Genomic DNA, 14995 nt, shown 5'->3' with positions numbered 1-14995 from the left:
CTCCGGCAGGGGCTGTGCTACCATCCCCCGCTTCTTGATCCAGATCACAGTCCGGATCGGGAACCGGGCTCCCGCCTGACGCGTTGTCAATGCCGCGTGAGCTGCCTCTCTGCGACCGGAGGCGGCCTGTGAGGCAGGCCGGGACGTCATTTCGAGCGGTGTGCGCGGACCCCCCGTCTCCCTCTTCTGAACGTGTTCAAAGGGGTGTTGAGCGCCCGAACGGGTCAATCGGACCCACTTCTTCGCCCTCCCGGGGCCAATTCCTTGTGAAGAACTTCACGAACTTTCCCGTGGGGGTCCGCCCCGAGGGGTCCCAAGACCCCCCGGGAGCGCCGCTCAAACGCTATCCCGACTGCTCAGCGGAGTGCTACTGGCCGGTAACAGAAGAGACCTAGGCCACGGACCAGGCGATCCCGTCGAGGATGTCGTGCTCGGAGACCACGACCTCCTCGGCACCCGTGCGCTCCATGATCGCCAGCAGTACCAGGGCGCCCGCGCCGATCACGTCGACCCGGCCCGGATGCATGGACGGCACGGCGGCCCGCTCGGCGTGGGTGGAGCGCAGCAGCCACTCGGTGATCTCCCGGACCCGGTCCCGGGAGACGCGGGAGTGGTGGATGGCCGCCGAGTCGTACTCGGGCAGGTCCTGGGCGATGGCCGACACGGTGGTGACGGACCCCGCCAGGCCCACCAGCGTCCGCGCCTCGCGCAGCGGCACCGCCTCCTCCGCCCGGTCCAGGGCGGCCTCGATGTCGGCGCGCATCGCCGCGATCTGCTCCCCCGTGGGCGGGTCCGTCACGGCCCCGTCCCGCACCAGGTGGCGCTCGGTCATCCTGACGCAGCCCACGTCCACGGAGCGGGCGGCGCGCACACGGTCGTCGCCGACGACGAACTCGGTGGAGCCGCCGCCGATGTCCACCACCAGGAACGGCCGGTGCAGGTCGTCGCGGCCGGTCAGCTCCTTGGTGGCGCCGGTGAAGGAGAACTCCGCCTCCTGGTCACCGGTGATCACCTCGGGTTCCACGCCCAGGATGTCCACCACCCCGCGCACGAAGTCGTCGCGGTTCTCGGCGTCGCGGGAGGCCGAGGTGGCGACGAAGCGCAGGTGCTCCGAGGCGCCGTGCTTCTCGATGATCTCCGCGTACGCGCGGCAGGCGGCGAAGGTGCGCTCCAGCGCCTCCGGGGCCAGCCGGCCGGTGCGGTCGACGCCCTGGCCGAGCCGCACGATCGTCATGCGCCGGTCCAGGTCGGTGAGTTCACCCGTCTCCGGGTCGGCGTCGGCCACCAGCAGGCGGATGGAGTTCGTACCGCAGTCGATCGCGGCGACCCGGGTCACTGGGCGCCCTCCCCGGCCGTGGACGTCACGCAGGGGCCCTTGGCCCACCACTGCGGCAGCATCGCCAGCGCCTCGTCGCCGAGCGGATTGACGCCCGGTCCGGCGGCCAGCGAGTGCGCGACGAGGACGTGGAGGCACTTCACCCGGTCCGGCATGCCGCCGGCGCTGGGGAAGTTCTTCAGCTCCTCGATCTCGTCGCGGCGGCGGATGTAGTCCTCGTGCGCCGCGCGGTAGGCGGCCGCCAGCTCGGGGTCGGCGGCCAGCCGCTCGGTCATCTCCTTCATCACGCCGTTCGCCTCCAGCGTGCCGATCGCGGAGTTCGCCCGCGGGCACGTCAGGTAGTACAGCGTCGGGAAGGGTGTGCCGTCGGGCAGCCGCGGCGCGGTCTCCACGACGTCCGGCTGCCCGCAGGGACAGCGGTGCGCGATGGCGCGCAGCCCGCGCGGGGGCCGGCCGAGCTGCTGCTTGAAGGCCTCGACGTCCGCGTCGGTGGGCTCGGTACGCGGGGTCGTGGGCGGAGGGGTGTCCATACGTGTCTTTCTGCGGTGTTCCGTCGGAATCACTGGGCGGCGGCGTCGGCCTTGTCGACGCCGTCCCAGACGTTGGCGTACCAGGGGCGGTCGGCGGCGCGGAGGTCGCCGCGCGTGGTGCCGGCGCCGGCCGGGTCGACGACGATGTAGCCGGTCTCCCCCGGCATGACGTAGTGCAGGCGCCTGCGGATCTCCTGCTCGGCGTACGCGTCGTCCTGCCAGCGGGCCTTCAGGTCGCGCAGCCGTTCGACCCGCCGGCGGGTCTCGTCCTGCTCCTTCTGGAGGTCGGCGATCTCCGCGCGCTGGGAGACGTACTGCCGCATCGGGTAGGCGAGGGCCACGACCAGGGAGCAGAGGACCAGGGCGAGCAGGGCCGCGCGGCCGGTCAGCCGCGAGCGGCGGGCCTGCCGCTTGGTCTGCGAGCGGTAGACCCGGGCCGCGGTCTGCTCACCGATCAGCCGGATCCTGGTCGCGGTGGAGAAACGGTCCCGGTCCTTCACCGCCATGTTCCCGCCTCTCGTTCGTCCCCTGCACGCGTACGTCCCCGCACACGGTACGGGACCGGGTACGGGGACGTACGTACGACGCTTCCTGCGGGAGTGAGGTCAGCCCTTGAAGCGGGGGAACGCGCTGCGGCCGGCGTACACCGCGGCGTCGTCGAGGATCTCCTCGATGCGCAGCAGCTGGTTGTACTTGGCGACGCGCTCGGAGCGGGCCGGGGCGCCGGTCTTGATCTGGCCGCAGTTGGTGGCGACGGCCAGGTCGGCGATGGTGACGTCCTCGGTCTCGCCGGAGCGGTGGGACATCATGCACTTGAAGCCGTTGCGCTGGGCCAGCTCGACGGCGTCCAGGGTCTCGGTGAGCGAGCCGATCTGGTTGACCTTCACCAGCAGGGCGTTGGCGGCGCCCTCCTCGATGCCGCGGGCCAGGCGCTCGGGGTTGGTGACGAACAGGTCGTCGCCGACGAGCTGGACCTTGTCGCCGAGCTTGTCGGTGATGGTCTTCCAGCCGTCCCAGTCGTCCTCGAACAGCGGGTCCTCGATGGACACGAGCGGGTACGCGTCGACGAGCTCCGCGTAGTACTCGGTCATCTCGGCGGCCGTGCGCTCCTTGCCCTCGAAGGTGTAGACGCCGTCCTTGTAGAACTCGGAGGCGGCCACGTCGAGGGCCAGGGCGATCTGCTCGCCGGGGGTGTAACCGGCTTCCTTGATCGCCTCGAGGATGAGGTCGAGGGCCTCGCGGTTGGAGCCGAGGTTGGGGGCGAAGCCGCCCTCGTCGCCGAGGCCGGTGGCCAGGCCCTTGCCCTTCAGCACCTTCTTGAGGGTGTGGTAGACCTCGGCGCCCCAGCGCAGCGCCTCGGAGAAGGACTCCGCGCCGATCGGGGCGATCATGAACTCCTGGATGTCCACGTTGGAGTCGGCGTGCGAGCCGCCGTTCAGGATGTTCATCATCGGCACCGGCAGCAGGTGCGCGTTCGGGCCGCCCAGGTAGCGGAACAGCGGCAGGTCGCTGGCCTCGGAGGCGGCGTGCGCGACGGCGAGCGAGACGCCGAGGATGGCGTTGGCGCCGAGCGAGCCCTTGTTGTCGGTGGCGTCCAGGTCGAACATCGCCTGGTCGATCAGGCGCTGCTCGGTGGCGTCGTAGCCGACGAGCTCCGGGCCGATCTGCTCGATGACGGCCAGCACGGCCTTCTCGACGCCCTTGCCCAGGTAACGGCCGGCGTCGCCGTCACGAAGTTCGACGGCCTCGAAGGCGCCGGTGGAGGCGCCGGACGGGACGGCGGCACGACCCGTGCTGCCGTCGTCGAGGCCGACCTCGACCTCGACCGTGGGGTTGCCTCGGGAGTCCAGGATTTCCCGGGCTACGACGACGTCGATGGACGGCACGAGCATCTCCTTCTTGGGATGTGACGCGGGTGAGCGGGGCCGCGGGGGCCCTGCGGGTCCGAGCCTAACCGGCTCCGGGCGATCGGCCATCTCGCCGCCCGCCTCATGGACGGAACCGAGCGTACTTTGTTTCTCAACGGAACAAAGCAGGTTCGGCAAACCGTGACCGGAATGCGTCCGGACATGACCCCGCCCCGGTGCGTACGGGGGAAGAAACGCACCGGGGCGGAGCCCGTGGGGACGGGAGGGACCTGGCGGTCTGCCCTTACTTCAGGTGCAGCTGCTGGCCCGGGTAGATGAGGTCGGCGTCGTCGACGATGTCGTCGTTCAGGTCGAACAGCTTCGCCCAGCCGCCCTTGACGTCGTGCTCCTCGGCGATCGAGCTGAGGGTGTCGCCCTTGACGACCTTGTACTCGCCGTCGCCCTTCTCGACCTTCTTGCCGGTCGGGGTGGTGACGGTCTTCTTCTCGGCCTTCTTCTCCGCCTTCGGCGCGGCCGGGGCGGCCGGACGCTCGGCGGAACGGGAGGCCTTCTGCCCGCTCTCACGCGACTCGGTGGAGCCGGACTCCTGGGAGGAGCCCTCGGCGGAGCCGCCGTCGTAGGAGGCGTTGGACAGGCCCGTGCCGCAGACCGGCCAGGCGCCCTTGCCCTGGCCCGCGAGGACCTTCTCGGCGATCTCGATCTGCTGGGCCTTGGTGGCCTGGTCGGCGGTGGCCGCGTACTGGGTGCCGCCGTAGCCGGCCCAGGTGGAGGCGGAGAACTGCAGGCCGCCGTAGTAGCCGTTGCCGGTGTTGATGGACCAGTTGCCGCCGGACTCGCACTGGGCGACGGCGTCCCACTCGGACGCGGTGGCCGCGGAGGCGGTGCCGGACGCCATCAGCGGGCCGGCGACGGCGGCGCCGGTGACACCGGCGATGGCGATGGCGCGAGTGGCCTTGGACGGACGACGGTGCTTGCCCTTGCCGGAAAACAGCATGGATGGATCCCCTCACCGACGCCTACGAGGTGAGCTGTCGGGTTCGGGCCGGTTGAGTTGCCCGGCCACGTCCCTCCCGGGACGCGGCTTCACCCCGAGCCGTACCGGACGTCAACCGTCCGGTCGCGGCACTTACCTGGGTCCCCCGCTCCTGCCTACGGCGCATGACGCGACGACTGTTCCCGTGCTGCCACTGGCAGGATTCGGCGTGGCGGCAGCCGGGGCCCGCGATGGCGAGCGGTCACGACCGTAAGCACGCGATCGGTGGAATATCAAAGATGATCAGGGCCTCTGAGACCTATCTCTCACAGTCCTTATTATGGACATTCAACCCTTATCGCTTCGTCAACTGCCGCCGCCCGCAGGTGCCTTCGGCCGCCCGTTTCCGACCGCTATTCGGCGGTTTCGCTGTCCACCAGGAGCCGCTGGCCGGGCAGGATGAGGTTCGGGTCGTCGCCGATGACCTGCTGGTTCTCGACGTAGAGCGCCGTCCATCCGCCGGTCAGGGCAAGGGAGTCGGCGATGGAGGCCAGGCTGTCGCCGTCCTGGACCGTGTAGCGGTCGTCGGCGATCCCCGCGGGCGTGTCCGTGGAGGGCGAGGCGTGCCGGCCGGACGACGGGGTCCCGGCGTCGGCGGTCACGTCCTCCTGCGCACTGGGGCCGCGATGGCGGCCCGAACCGCCGTCCTCCGACTCGGTGGCGGCCGAAGAGCCGGTACTCCGGCCCGACTTGTCCGACTCGTCGCTTTCGCGGGTGGTGGAGGCGGACGGGGACGCACTCGCGTCCGCGTCGCTCTTCGCCTCGCCGGACGCATCGGGTGAACCCGACGTGGCCGACGGAGAGGGAGAAGCGGACGAATCACCGGATTCCGGCGAACCGGACGGGGTGCTCGTCCCGCCGGTCCGGGTGTCGTCCTGCTCCGCGCCGGACGGCACGCCCGGGTCGACGTCCGGGGACCCGGTGTCCTGGTTCAGGCCCGTGAGCAGGCCGCAGGCGCGCCACTTGCCGACGCCCTGGTCGGCGAGGATTCTCTCGGCCACGGTGATCTGCTGGTTGCGGCTGGCCGCGTCGGCGCTCGGCGCGAACTCCAGACCGCCGTAGTTCTCCCAGTCGTCCTGGGTCAACTGCAGGCCGCCGTAGTAGCCGTTGCCGGTGTTCTGGCTCCAGGAGCCGCCGCTCTCGCACTCCGCGACCCGGTCCCAGGTCTCACCGTCCGCCGCGCTGGCGGCGCCCGCCCCGAGGAGCGGGATCGCGATCGCGGATCCGGTCACCCCGGCGGCGACGAGCAGAGCCGGAGCCTGGCGGGGGCGACGGTGTCGGCCGTTCCCGGAGAGCATGCGGAAGCCTTTCACTCGGCAACAAGGACCGGTACGGGCGAGCAAAACCGTGCGGCGCGCCGTACTTGATGGGTGAACGTATAGGCAGTCGATCACTTGTCACAAGTTCATGCCGTGCAGATCACATGAAGATCACAGAGTTGAGCATGCCTCAGGTTTCCGCACACCGGCCCCCGGGCACGGGCAGGAAGGTCAGGTCTGTCCTGAACACGGACGGGAGAATTCCACCGGAAGTGTACGGAGTCCCCGCATGATGAGGCCGCCGCGCCAGCGCAGTTCGGCCGGATCGGCGGCGAGCCGGAGGTCCGGAAGGCGCGTCAGAAGCGTCGCGAGCGCGGTCTGTCCCTCCAGGCGCGCGAGCGGGGCGCCCAGGCAGTAGTGGATGCCGTGCCCGTACCCCAGGTGCTGGTTGTCGCGGCGGCCCAGGTCCAGGGTGTCCGGGTCGTCGAACCGCTCCGGGTCCCGGTCGGCCGCGGCCAGCACGACGAGCACCGGGTCGCCGGTCTCGATCCGCTGCCCGCCGATGACGACCGGCTCCGTGGCGAACCGCCAGGTCGCCAGCTCCACCGGGCCGTCGTAGCGCAGCAGTTCCTCCACCCCGGTCTCCAGCAGCCCGCGGTCCCCCTCGGCCAGCGCCCGCTGCAGACGCTCGCGCTGCTCGGGGTGCGTGAGCAGCGCGTAGGTGCCGTTGCCGATGAGGTTGACCGTCGTCTCGAAGCCGGCGAAGAGGAGGATGAACGCCATCGCGGCGGCCTCGTTCTCCGTGAGGTGCTCGCCGTGGTCGGAGGCGCGGATCAGACCCGAGATGAGGTCCTCGCCGGGGACGGGTTCCGCGGGCAGCGCCTGACGCTTGCGGTGGATCAGCTCGGCGAGATAGCCGCGCATCTTCTTCACCGACCGCGCCACTCCGCCGCGCGGGCCGCCGCCGTGACGGATCATCATGCCCGCCCAGTCCCGGAAGTCGTCCTGGTCCTCGCGCGGGACGCCGAGCAGGTCGCAGATGGCGTAGATGGGGAGGGGGAAGGCGAAGTCGTGGATGAGGTCGGCGGTGTCGCTGCCGCGCGTGAAGCGGTCGATGAGGTCGTCGGTGAGTTCCTGCACCCGGGGTGCGAACTCGGCCACCCGGCGGGGGGTGAAGGCCTTGCTGACGAGACGGCGCAGGCGGGTGTGGTCCGGGGGGTCGATGTTCAGCAGGTGCGTCATGAGGTCGGCCTGCCGCTCGCCCGGGATCCCGGTCTTCCCCTTCGCGTGCGCGGGCTCGTCGTGGTGCGCGGGGTTCTTCGACAGGCGGTTGTCGGCGAGGGTCTGACGGGCGTCGGCGTAACGGGTGACCAGCCAGGCGTCGACGCCGCTGGGGAGCTTGGTCTTGTGCACGGGGGCGTGTTCGCGGAGCCAGGCGTAGGCGGGGTAGGGGTTGGCGGCGAACTCCCAGGTGAAGAGGTCGGGGGGTGTGGAGGGGGGTGACTGGTCACGCATGGGGCGACCCTAACGGGCGGGGGGTTGTGGGCGCGGGCCCGTGCGGGTGGGTGGGGCTCGGTCGCGCAGTTCCCCGCGCCCCTTTTTTTGGGGGGCTCGCGTCGTGCCGTCCCTGCGGGTGCGTGAGGGCTGAGCGCGCAGTTCCCCGCGCCCCTGGAGAGGGGGTGGCTCGCGTCGTGCGTGCGTGCGGGTGGGTGGGGGTTGAGCGCGCAGTTCCCCGCGCCCCTTTGGGGAGCGGGTGGCTCGCGTCCGGCCGTCCGTGCGGGTGGGTGGGGGTTGGGCGCGCAGTTCCCCGCGGCCCTTTGGGGGCGCGGGGAACTGCGCGTCGGGGGTTCGGGGGCGGAGCCCCCGGGGTGGGAAGGTCAGGCTCCCGTTTCCTTCTCCGTCGCGCGGATCGCCTCGCGGTAGACCCGGGCCGCGGCCCGGAGCGACGCCTCCGCGTCCACCCCCTCCGCCTCCGCCCGCGCGGCCAGCGCCAGCAGCTCGTAACCGACCCCTTGCCCGGAGGGAAGAGGAACGGAGAGGCCCGCCGAGCGGGCCCGCCCCGCCAGCTTCGTGGCGAGCGCCAGCGCCGGCTGCCCCACCGGCACCCCGTCCGTGACGGACTCCCTCCGCTTCTCCTCCGCCTTCGTCCGCATCCAGTGCGCCTTGACCTCCTCCGGCGTCCGCGCCGTCTCCTCCCCGAAGACGTGCGGATGCCGGTGGACGAGCTTGGCGACGATCCCGCCCGCCACGTCGTCGATCGAGAACGGCTCCTCCGCGTGCTCCTCGGCGATGCGCGCGTGGAAGACGACCTGGAGCAGCACGTCCCCCAGTTCCTCGCGCAGCTCGTCACGGTCGCCGTCCTCGATGGCCTCGACGAGCTCGTACGCCTCCTCGATGCCGTACTTGGCGAGCCCCTCGTGGGTCTGCCGGGACGACCAGGGGCACTCGGCGCGGATGCGGTCCATGACCTGGACCAGGTCGAGCAGGCGGGCGCCCGGCAGGTCGTAGGAGGCGGGGAGGAGTTCCAGCTCGGGCATGGAGACCCGGCCGCTGCCGGCCATCCGCGCCAGTCCGTCGGTGAGCGCGGGCTCGCCCTCGCCGGTCGCGACGACGACCACCGTGCGGCCGCCGGCGCAGGCGTCGACGACCTCCTCGGCGGTGGGCGCGGCCTCCTCGACGGCTATCCCCGCCTCCCGCAGGTACGGCAGCTGCGGATGGGCGCCGTCCGCGCACAGCACCCGGTCGGCGGCGTGCAGCGCCTGCCAGGCGGGCCAGGACAGCAGTCCGGGCGCGACCCGGTGGCTGGTGGTGAGCAGGACGACACGGCCGGGGGCGGGGCTGGTTGCGTTCACCCTTCGAAACTAGCCCACGTCACAGCCCCAGCGGCGGCCCGTCCACGGCGGTGACGTCCTTCACCCACGGCGTCTTCGCGTCGACCCGGCTGCTCTTCTCCGCGTCCCACTCGCCGTAGCGCGGGTTGAGGTCGACGTCGAGCTCCTTGCTCGCGTCGGACAGCGCCTTCCAGAACTCGGGGCGGCTGGTGTCGGTGCCGAGCTTCTGGGCGAGCTTCTGCGCCGTCACCTGGAGGCGGAGGTTCTCGTCGAGGCGCTGCGGCGGCACGCCGTACTGCTGGAGCCAGGCGGCCTCCAGCGCCTTCGCGCCGCCGGCCTGCTCCTCGAACTCGGCCCGCGTGCGCTGCACCTCGCGGTCGGAGACCGTCACCCCGGCGTCGCGCGCGGCACGCTCCAGCACCTTGTCCAGCACCATGCTGTGCAGGGTGTCGCGGGTCAGACCGCCGGTGCGGGCGATGGCCTGCTGGTACTGCGCCTGGTCCGGGACGGCCTCCCGCTGGGCGGCGCGCACCTCGTCGACGCGGTTCTCCAGCTGCGACACGGTGATCCGCTCCCCGCCGACCACGGCCGCCGCACCGGGGTGCGCGTCGTTGCCGCAGGCGGTGAGCAGAGGGGCCGCGGCGATCGCGGCGGTGAGGAGGAACGCGGTGCGACGACGGCGGTGCAAGGAAACCTCCTGAGGAGAGCTTGTGCGGCGGTGCACAAAGTCTTGCGGTGATCGATGGTAGGCATCGGCCAAGCTCTGGCCAACCCATTCGACCAACGATTCACGGCGACTTCCGGCACCGCCGCGCCCGCCGTCTCCCCCGCGCGGACCCGGTCGCGGTTACCCGCGCACCTGCCCCAGCCACTGGAGGGTGCGCCGGATGTCCGCCGCGAGGGGGTGCCCCGGCCCCTGGACGCGCTCCACGTCGTGCAGCAGCCGCACCAGCGTGTCGTGCGCGGCGGGCCGGTCGCCGAGGGCGAGCAGCAGATGCCCGATGCGGCGCCGCACGTCGTGCGCCTGCTGCGGGTCCCCGGCGGCCACGTACCGGTTCTCGTAGTACGGCAGCAGCGCCCGGTACTCGGCGAGGGCCGCCGCGGGGTCGCCGAGCTGCTCCAGGCACTGGGCGGCCTCGTAGCGGTGGCGCAGCGACTGCGGGTCGGCCTGGCCGGCCTCGGCGGCGCGCTCGTCGGCGAGCCGGCGCAGCTCGGGCAGGGCCCGCCGGTACTGGCCGTCGTCGAGGAGTGTGGCGGCGTACTGCCTGCGCAGGGTGCGCACCACCGGCGAGTGCTCGCCGTGCTGTTCGGCGGCGACCGGAAGGATCGAGCCGAGGATGTCGACGGCCTGGGTGATGCGGCCCTCGCCGAGCAGCCGCTTCACCTCGTCCACGGCGGCGGCCACGTCGGCCTTCTCCGCCGTCGGCGCGGGCGGCGCGGCGGGCGCGGGCCGCGGCGCCGGTGTCCTGGCGCGGTCCGGCCAGGGGGCGTGCGGGCGCAGGAAGGGCCGGGTGGGGTCCAGCGGGGCGCCGGTGGGCGTGCCCCGGGAGGGCAGCAGCAGCGCCAGGTGCTCGTACACCTCCTGCGCGGAGTCCGGGCGGTGCTGCGGGTCCTTGGCGAGCAGCCGCAGCACCAGGGCCTCCAGCGCCTCCGGCACCTCGGGGCGCAGCCGCCGCACCGGCACGGGCGGCTCGTACAGGTGCCGGTGCAGCACCCCGAGCGCCGTGGAGCCGGAGAACGGCACGTCCCCGCTGAGCAGTTCGTGCATCAGCACGCCGAGCGCGTACAGGTCGGTGTACGGGCCGACCGCGCCGCCCATCGCCTGTTCGGGCGCCATGTAGGCGGGCGAGCCGATGGGGGTGCCGGTGTGGGTCAGGCGGGTGGTGTCGGCGTCCATCACGGAGGCCACGCCGAGGTCGAGGACGGTGACCGTGCCGTCCTGCTTCACCATCACGTTCCGCGGCTTGAGGTCGCGGTGGACGATCGGCACCGCGTGCACGGCGCTGAGCACCGCGCACAGCTGCGCGGCGACCGCGACCGCCCACTGCCACGGGTACGGGTCGTGCTCGGCGAGGTGGTCGCCGAGGTCGGCGCCGTCGACGAACTGCATGACGAGGAAGAGCTCCTCGCCCTCGCTGCCCGCGTCGTGCACGGTGACCAGGCCGGGGTGGTCGACCTGCGCGGTCACCCGGCACTCGCGCACGAAGCGGCGGCGCAGCTCGTCGGCCTCGTGTCCGGCCACCTTGTCGGGGCGCAGCAGCTTCACCGCCACGCGCCGGTCCAGCCGCTTGTCGTAGGCCGTCCAGACCTGTCCCATGCCGCCCTGGCCGATGAGCGTGGACAGTTCGTAGCGGCCGGCGACGACGCGTCCCGCCGCCGCGCTCACCGTCCGCCCTCGTGGTCACCCTGCGGCCGCTGCTGTCCGTCCTGCCGGCGCAGGTAGTCGCTGAGCTCGTCCAGCTCGGCGCGCACCTGGTCGATCCGGGCGGGTCCGGGCCCCTGCGGCGGCTGCGCCTGCGGCGGGGGCACCGGAGTGGGCGGGGCGGTGGAGGGCGGCACGGGGCCGGGGTACGGGGTGTGCGGAGGCTGCGGCTGCGACAGGGCGGTGGGCATGTACGGCGAGGCCGGCTGCGGATAGCCGTAAGGGCTGGGACCACCGTGGGCGTGGACCGTGGTGGCGTGCGGGGAGGGCGGCAACGGGCCGCCGTACGCACCGCGTTGCCGGGGCAGTCGGATGTCGACGATCAGGTAGTAGGCGCTGGAGCAGGCGCCGAGCAGGAGGAGGAAGGCGAGCGCCACGTCGGTGCGCCAGTCGGTCTCCTCGAAGGCGCCCATCACGACCATGGCGGTGACGGAGAGCGGAATGCTCGCCCAGGCCGCTATCCAGTCGAGGACCCGCCCGCGCAGCACCGCGATACGGAACAGCGGCACGGCGGACAGCATCCCGCAGCACAACACCCCGGAGGCCGCGTACAGCACGCGCTGCGTGATGACCGAGCCCGAGCTGGGTGGGGGCGGCGGCGCGCCGTGGCCGTACATGCTGCTCCTGGACGGGTGTAGCCGACGTGTGAACTCCGGTGGAGAGTCCGAGCGTATAGGTCCACGGCGACAACCGGTCCCGTGATGTACCGAACCGTTGCCGTACCGGAGCAGGGGGCGGACGCTAGTCCGGGACGATCGTCCCGTCCGTGAGGCCGTCGTACATCCCGCGCACCAGTTGCTCGCCGAGGCGTCCGGCCTCCCTGAGCGCCCGCTCGAACGCGTCCAGGGCGCGGAACCGCTCGCCGTAGCGCCGCTGTTCGTCCGGCGCGAGGCGCGGGAGCTGGAGGCGGCGGACGTCGAGCCGGGTGGCGGTGGACGCGTAGCTGCTGGCCTGGCGGTGGTTGGCGGTGCCGCGCAGGAACCCGGCGAGGAACCACGCGTCGAGCGCCGCCGGGTCGGGGCGCAGCAGCACGAGGTTGCGGCCGAGGACGGCCCCCGCGGTCGCCTCGTCGACGACCCGGGCCACGGCCCCGCCGCCGAGCACGGGCAGCACGACGTCGCCCGGCTCGGTGAGCACCGGCTCCTCCTCGCTCTCCGGGAGCGTCCCGGAGGGGGCGGTCCCGGCCAGCACGTCGTGGTCGGTGAGCACCGGCACGCGCCCCCGGCCGCCGTGTCCGCCGGTGCGCATCACCAGCGCGCCCGCGCGCGCCAGTTCACCGACGGTGGTCAGCGGCAGCCGCCCGGACGCGGCGGACGGCACGGGTTCCGCGGGCGGCGGCGCCAGTTCGGCGGTCAGCCGCAGCGTCTCGTCGAGCCGCGCCCGTACGTCGGCGAGCCGGCCGGCGCCGTCGGTGTCCGCCGGGGGCGGCAGTCGGCGGGCGGGGGTCAGGTCGACGTCGTCGTCGAGGAGTTCGATGACCGGCACCGAGCGGGCCAGGCCGGGCCGTTCCTCGACGCCGCCGTCCCGGTCGAAGGCGCCCCAGGCGTCGAGCACGGTCTCCCGCACCCCGGGCCAGTCGGGTCCGCCGCGTCCCTCGGCGGAGAACCGGCCGGCGTCGACGAGCAGCACCTCCGGCTGCGCGGGCGTCCGGTCGGGCCGGCGGAGCACCCACAGGTGCAGCGGCACGCTGTACGGGGGCGCCGCCCCGGCGGGCAGCGCGACGACGGCGCGCAGCGCGCCCCGGCGCAGCAGGTCTGCCCTGATCCTCCGGCCGGAGCGGCGGGACGCCACGGCGGGCGGCATCAGCAGCACGGCGATGCCGCCGTCCCTGAGCCGGGCGAGCGCGTGCTGCACCCAGGCCAGCTCGGACTCGGTGCGGGCGGGGAAGCCGTACTCCCAGCGCGGGTCGTAGGCGAGTTCGTCGTGGCCCCAGTTGCGCTCGTTGAACGGCGGGTGGCACAGCACGGCGTCGGCCCGCAGCTCCGGGTACGCGTCGGCCCGCAGGGTGTCGCCGGCGGCGGCGTGCACGGGGGCGCGGGTGTGCAGGGCGAGGCGTAGTGCGGTGAGGGCGGCGAGCTCCGGCGAGCCGTCCTGGACGAGGAGGCGGCGGTCCGGGCGGTCGGCGACGGCGCGGAGCAGGGCGCCGGTGCCGCAGGCGGGGTCCAGGACGGTGGCGGGGGTGCCGGCGAGGGCGGCCATGAGGCCGGCGAGGTCGGGCGGGGAGAGTGTGTACTGGCGCGGGTTGGCGTCGAGGTGCCGGCCGAGCAGGAACTCGAAGGTGGGGCGGGCGCCCCGCTCGGCGGCGAGTTCGGCGACGCCGCGCAGGAGGGGGACGGAGGGGAGCAGGCGGGGGGCGGTGGGGATGTCGAGGGCGGGGGTGGCCGGGGCGGTCGGCGTTGCCGGGGTTGCTCGGGGTGCCGGGGGCGCGGGCGAGGTGGAGGGCGGGGTGTTCACAGGGTGCTGACCGTTCACGCGTGAGCGGTCGGTGCGGCCCGGACGGGCCGTCCCGGGCATGCGCGGTGTGAGCACCTCGTCCAGCGCGTCCGGGAGCAGCGCGGCGAGCCGCTCGTCGCTGCCGGAGCTGATGTCGAGCCAGACGGGCGGCCGGTCGTGGATCAGCAGCAGCGCGCATCCGGCGTGCACGAGCGCGGTGACCGGCCCGTCCGGGTGGCCGGCGAGTTGCTGCCAGACGCGCTCCTTGAGCGGGACCTCGGCGAGCTTGCGATGGCGCCGCAGCCACTCCTCGACCTCGGCCAGGGCGAACGCGGGACTGGTCTCGCTGCCGCCGACCGGCCGGGGGAAATCGGCGTGCCGACGGCGCCAGTTGCTGACCGCGGCCCGGCCCACCCCCGCCAGCCGGGCGATCCCCGCGGCGGTCACTTCAGTCGCGTCGTCCTGCATCCCGGAACCCGCCCCGCTCTCCGCTGCTCCCTTTGTGGCGACGAGCATACCGAGGGCGCCAGGGAACCCACGTTCACGGACGTGTACCCATCCATGCGCAACCCTCGTGTTGACTCGGTTCACACTCTCTGCTCTGATTGACCCCGCAAACGAGCGGCCGCCGATCGAACCGGGGCGGCCGCCGCCTGGGGAGGGGACACCGTCATGGGTATGAAGACCAAGATCGCGCTTGGTGCCGTCGTGGGGCTCGTCGTCATCGGCGCCGTCTCGGCCAACGCCGGCGACGACGGCACCGGCACCACCGACAAGGGCACCTCCGCCTCCGCCGACCGGCAGCCCGGCGGCGCGAAGGACGCGGGGGCGGACTCGGGTCAGGGCCCCGGGAAGACCGAGGAGACGGAGAAGGCCGAGAAGAAGCTCTCGCAGGCCGAGCAGTTCAAGGCGTTCGTGAAGGAGAACGGGACGGCCCAGGAGAAGGAGGCCGTCTCGCACGTCACCAAGGTGCAGGGCGCCGACAAGCAGAACGACATCCTCGACACCGCCGACGTCTACACCGACTTCACCGGCGGGCTCATGGGCGAGGGCAGCGGCCCCGCCAAGCTCATCGCCTCCGCCTTCGCCGACTGGAAGCAGAGCGAGAACGGCCTCGTCACCGTCTACGACGCCGACGGCGAGCTCCTCGGCAACGGCCAGTTCTGACCCTCGCTCCCGCCGCCGCGCGCCGCCCGGCCGTCACGGCCGCTTCCGGCCGCCCCCGGTCACCGCGGCCGCTCCCGGTCACCGCATCCGCATCCGGTCACCGCGGCCGCCTCGCG

At 72.9% G+C, this 14995-nt stretch carries 13 protein-coding genes and 1 riboswitch; of the genes, 1 reads left to right on the top strand and 12 read right to left on the bottom strand.

Translation table 11 applies throughout. The features are described from left to right. Positions 1–391: 391 nt before the first annotated feature. The 12 genes from ACQZOG_RS03375 to ACQZOG_RS03320 form a co-directional block, all read right to left on the bottom strand. Positions 392–1336, bottom strand: a complete 945-nt coding sequence (locus ACQZOG_RS03375; RefSeq protein WP_033276174.1) for a Ppx/GppA phosphatase family protein — start codon at positions 1334–1336, stop codon at positions 392–394. After that, positions 1333–1866 carry a DUF501 domain-containing protein gene (locus ACQZOG_RS03370; RefSeq protein ID WP_037639986.1) on the bottom strand — a complete coding sequence of 178 codons (534 nt, stop codon included), beginning with the start codon at positions 1864–1866 and terminating at the stop codon, positions 1333–1335. Before ACQZOG_RS03370 ends, ACQZOG_RS03375 begins: the two co-directional genes overlap by 4 nt. Before the next feature lie 29 nt (positions 1867–1895). Further along, the gene (locus ACQZOG_RS03365) at positions 1896–2372 is read right to left on the bottom strand and encodes an FtsB family cell division protein (protein WP_033276172.1); all 477 of its coding nucleotides are present in this window, start codon (positions 2370–2372) and stop codon (positions 1896–1898) included. A gap of 99 nt (positions 2373–2471) precedes the next feature. Beyond that, the gene (eno, locus tag ACQZOG_RS03360; RefSeq protein WP_033276242.1) at positions 2472–3752 is read right to left on the bottom strand and encodes a phosphopyruvate hydratase; all 1281 of its coding nucleotides are present in this window, start codon (positions 3750–3752) and stop codon (positions 2472–2474) included. 265 nt (positions 3753–4017) lie between these two features. Then, the gene (locus ACQZOG_RS03355) at positions 4018–4728 is read right to left on the bottom strand and encodes a transglycosylase family protein (protein ID WP_193468434.1); all 711 of its coding nucleotides are present in this window, start codon (positions 4726–4728) and stop codon (positions 4018–4020) included. A gap of 4 nt (positions 4729–4732) precedes the next feature. Continuing rightward, positions 4733–4901, bottom strand: a riboswitch (cyclic di-AMP (ydaO/yuaA leader). Positions 4902–5120: 219 nt separating this feature from the next. Continuing rightward, on the bottom strand, positions 5121–6065 hold the full coding sequence (locus ACQZOG_RS03350; RefSeq protein ID WP_430741263.1) for a transglycosylase family protein: 945 nt from the start codon (positions 6063–6065) through the stop codon (positions 5121–5123). A gap of 192 nt (positions 6066–6257) precedes the next feature. Continuing rightward, complete coding sequence (locus ACQZOG_RS03345) at positions 6258–7541, bottom strand: cytochrome P450 family protein (RefSeq protein WP_191881637.1); 1284 nt, start codon at positions 7539–7541, stop codon at positions 6258–6260. A 362-nt stretch (positions 7542–7903) separates the two neighbouring features. Further along, on the bottom strand, positions 7904–8878 hold the full coding sequence (locus ACQZOG_RS03340) for a nucleoside triphosphate pyrophosphohydrolase (protein ID WP_193468429.1): 975 nt from the start codon (positions 8876–8878) through the stop codon (positions 7904–7906). Between the two features lie 19 nt (positions 8879–8897). After that, positions 8898–9545 (bottom strand): SurA N-terminal domain-containing protein, encoded by a 648-nt coding sequence (locus ACQZOG_RS03335; protein WP_037639998.1) that lies wholly within the window; start codon positions 9543–9545, stop codon positions 8898–8900. 159 nt (positions 9546–9704) lie between these two features. Continuing rightward, complete coding sequence (locus tag ACQZOG_RS03330) at positions 9705–11201, bottom strand: serine/threonine-protein kinase (RefSeq protein WP_261676273.1); 1497 nt, start codon at positions 11199–11201, stop codon at positions 9705–9707. 38 nt (positions 11202–11239) lie between these two features. Further along, positions 11240–11896, bottom strand: coding sequence for a hypothetical protein (locus tag ACQZOG_RS03325; RefSeq protein ID WP_033278130.1), 657 nt, complete (start codon positions 11894–11896; stop codon positions 11240–11242). Positions 11897–12020: 124 nt separating this feature from the next. Next, a complete protein-coding gene (locus ACQZOG_RS03320; protein ID WP_430741262.1) occupies positions 12021–14180 on the bottom strand; it encodes an N-6 DNA methylase in 2160 nt (719 codons plus the stop codon). A 204-nt stretch (positions 14181–14384) separates the two neighbouring features. Here ACQZOG_RS03320 and ACQZOG_RS03315 point away from each other — a divergent pair, with 204 nt between their 5' ends. Next, on the top strand, positions 14385–14879 hold the full coding sequence (locus ACQZOG_RS03315; RefSeq protein WP_037640008.1) for a hypothetical protein: 495 nt from the start codon (positions 14385–14387) through the stop codon (positions 14877–14879). The last annotated feature ends 116 nt before the right edge of the window (positions 14880–14995 follow it).

The organism is Streptomyces sp. P13-3-3 (assembly GCF_050571355.1).
Taxonomy (GTDB): domain Bacteria; phylum Actinomycetota; class Actinomycetes; order Streptomycetales; family Streptomycetaceae; genus Streptomyces; species Streptomyces althioticus.
Note: the sequence above shows the minus strand (reverse complement) of the source record. Positions and strands in the feature narration are given on the sequence as shown.

Bases quoted from the DNA above. Each gene is read 5' to 3' on its own strand.
- ACQZOG_RS03345 (WP_191881637.1), bottom strand. From the start codon at position 7,541: ATGCGTGACCAGTCACCCCCCTCCACACCCCCCGACCTCTTCACCTGG.
- ACQZOG_RS03365 (WP_033276172.1), bottom strand. From the start codon at position 2,372: ATGGCGGTGAAGGACCGGGACCGTTTCTCCACCGCGACCAGGATCCGG.
- ACQZOG_RS03350 (WP_430741263.1), bottom strand. From the start codon at position 6,065: ATGCTCTCCGGGAACGGCCGACACCGTCGCCCCCGCCAGGCTCCGGCT.
- ACQZOG_RS03370 (WP_037639986.1), bottom strand. From the start codon at position 1,866: ATGGACACCCCTCCGCCCACGACCCCGCGTACCGAGCCCACCGACGCG.
- ACQZOG_RS03355 (WP_193468434.1), bottom strand. From the start codon at position 4,728: ATGCTGTTTTCCGGCAAGGGCAAGCACCGTCGTCCGTCCAAGGCCACT.
- ACQZOG_RS03315 (WP_037640008.1), top strand. From the start codon at position 14,385: ATGGGTATGAAGACCAAGATCGCGCTTGGTGCCGTCGTGGGGCTCGTC.
- ACQZOG_RS03325 (WP_033278130.1), bottom strand. From the start codon at position 11,896: ATGTACGGCCACGGCGCGCCGCCGCCCCCACCCAGCTCGGGCTCGGTC.
- ACQZOG_RS03320 (WP_430741262.1), bottom strand. From the start codon at position 14,180: ATGCAGGACGACGCGACTGAAGTGACCGCCGCGGGGATCGCCCGGCTG.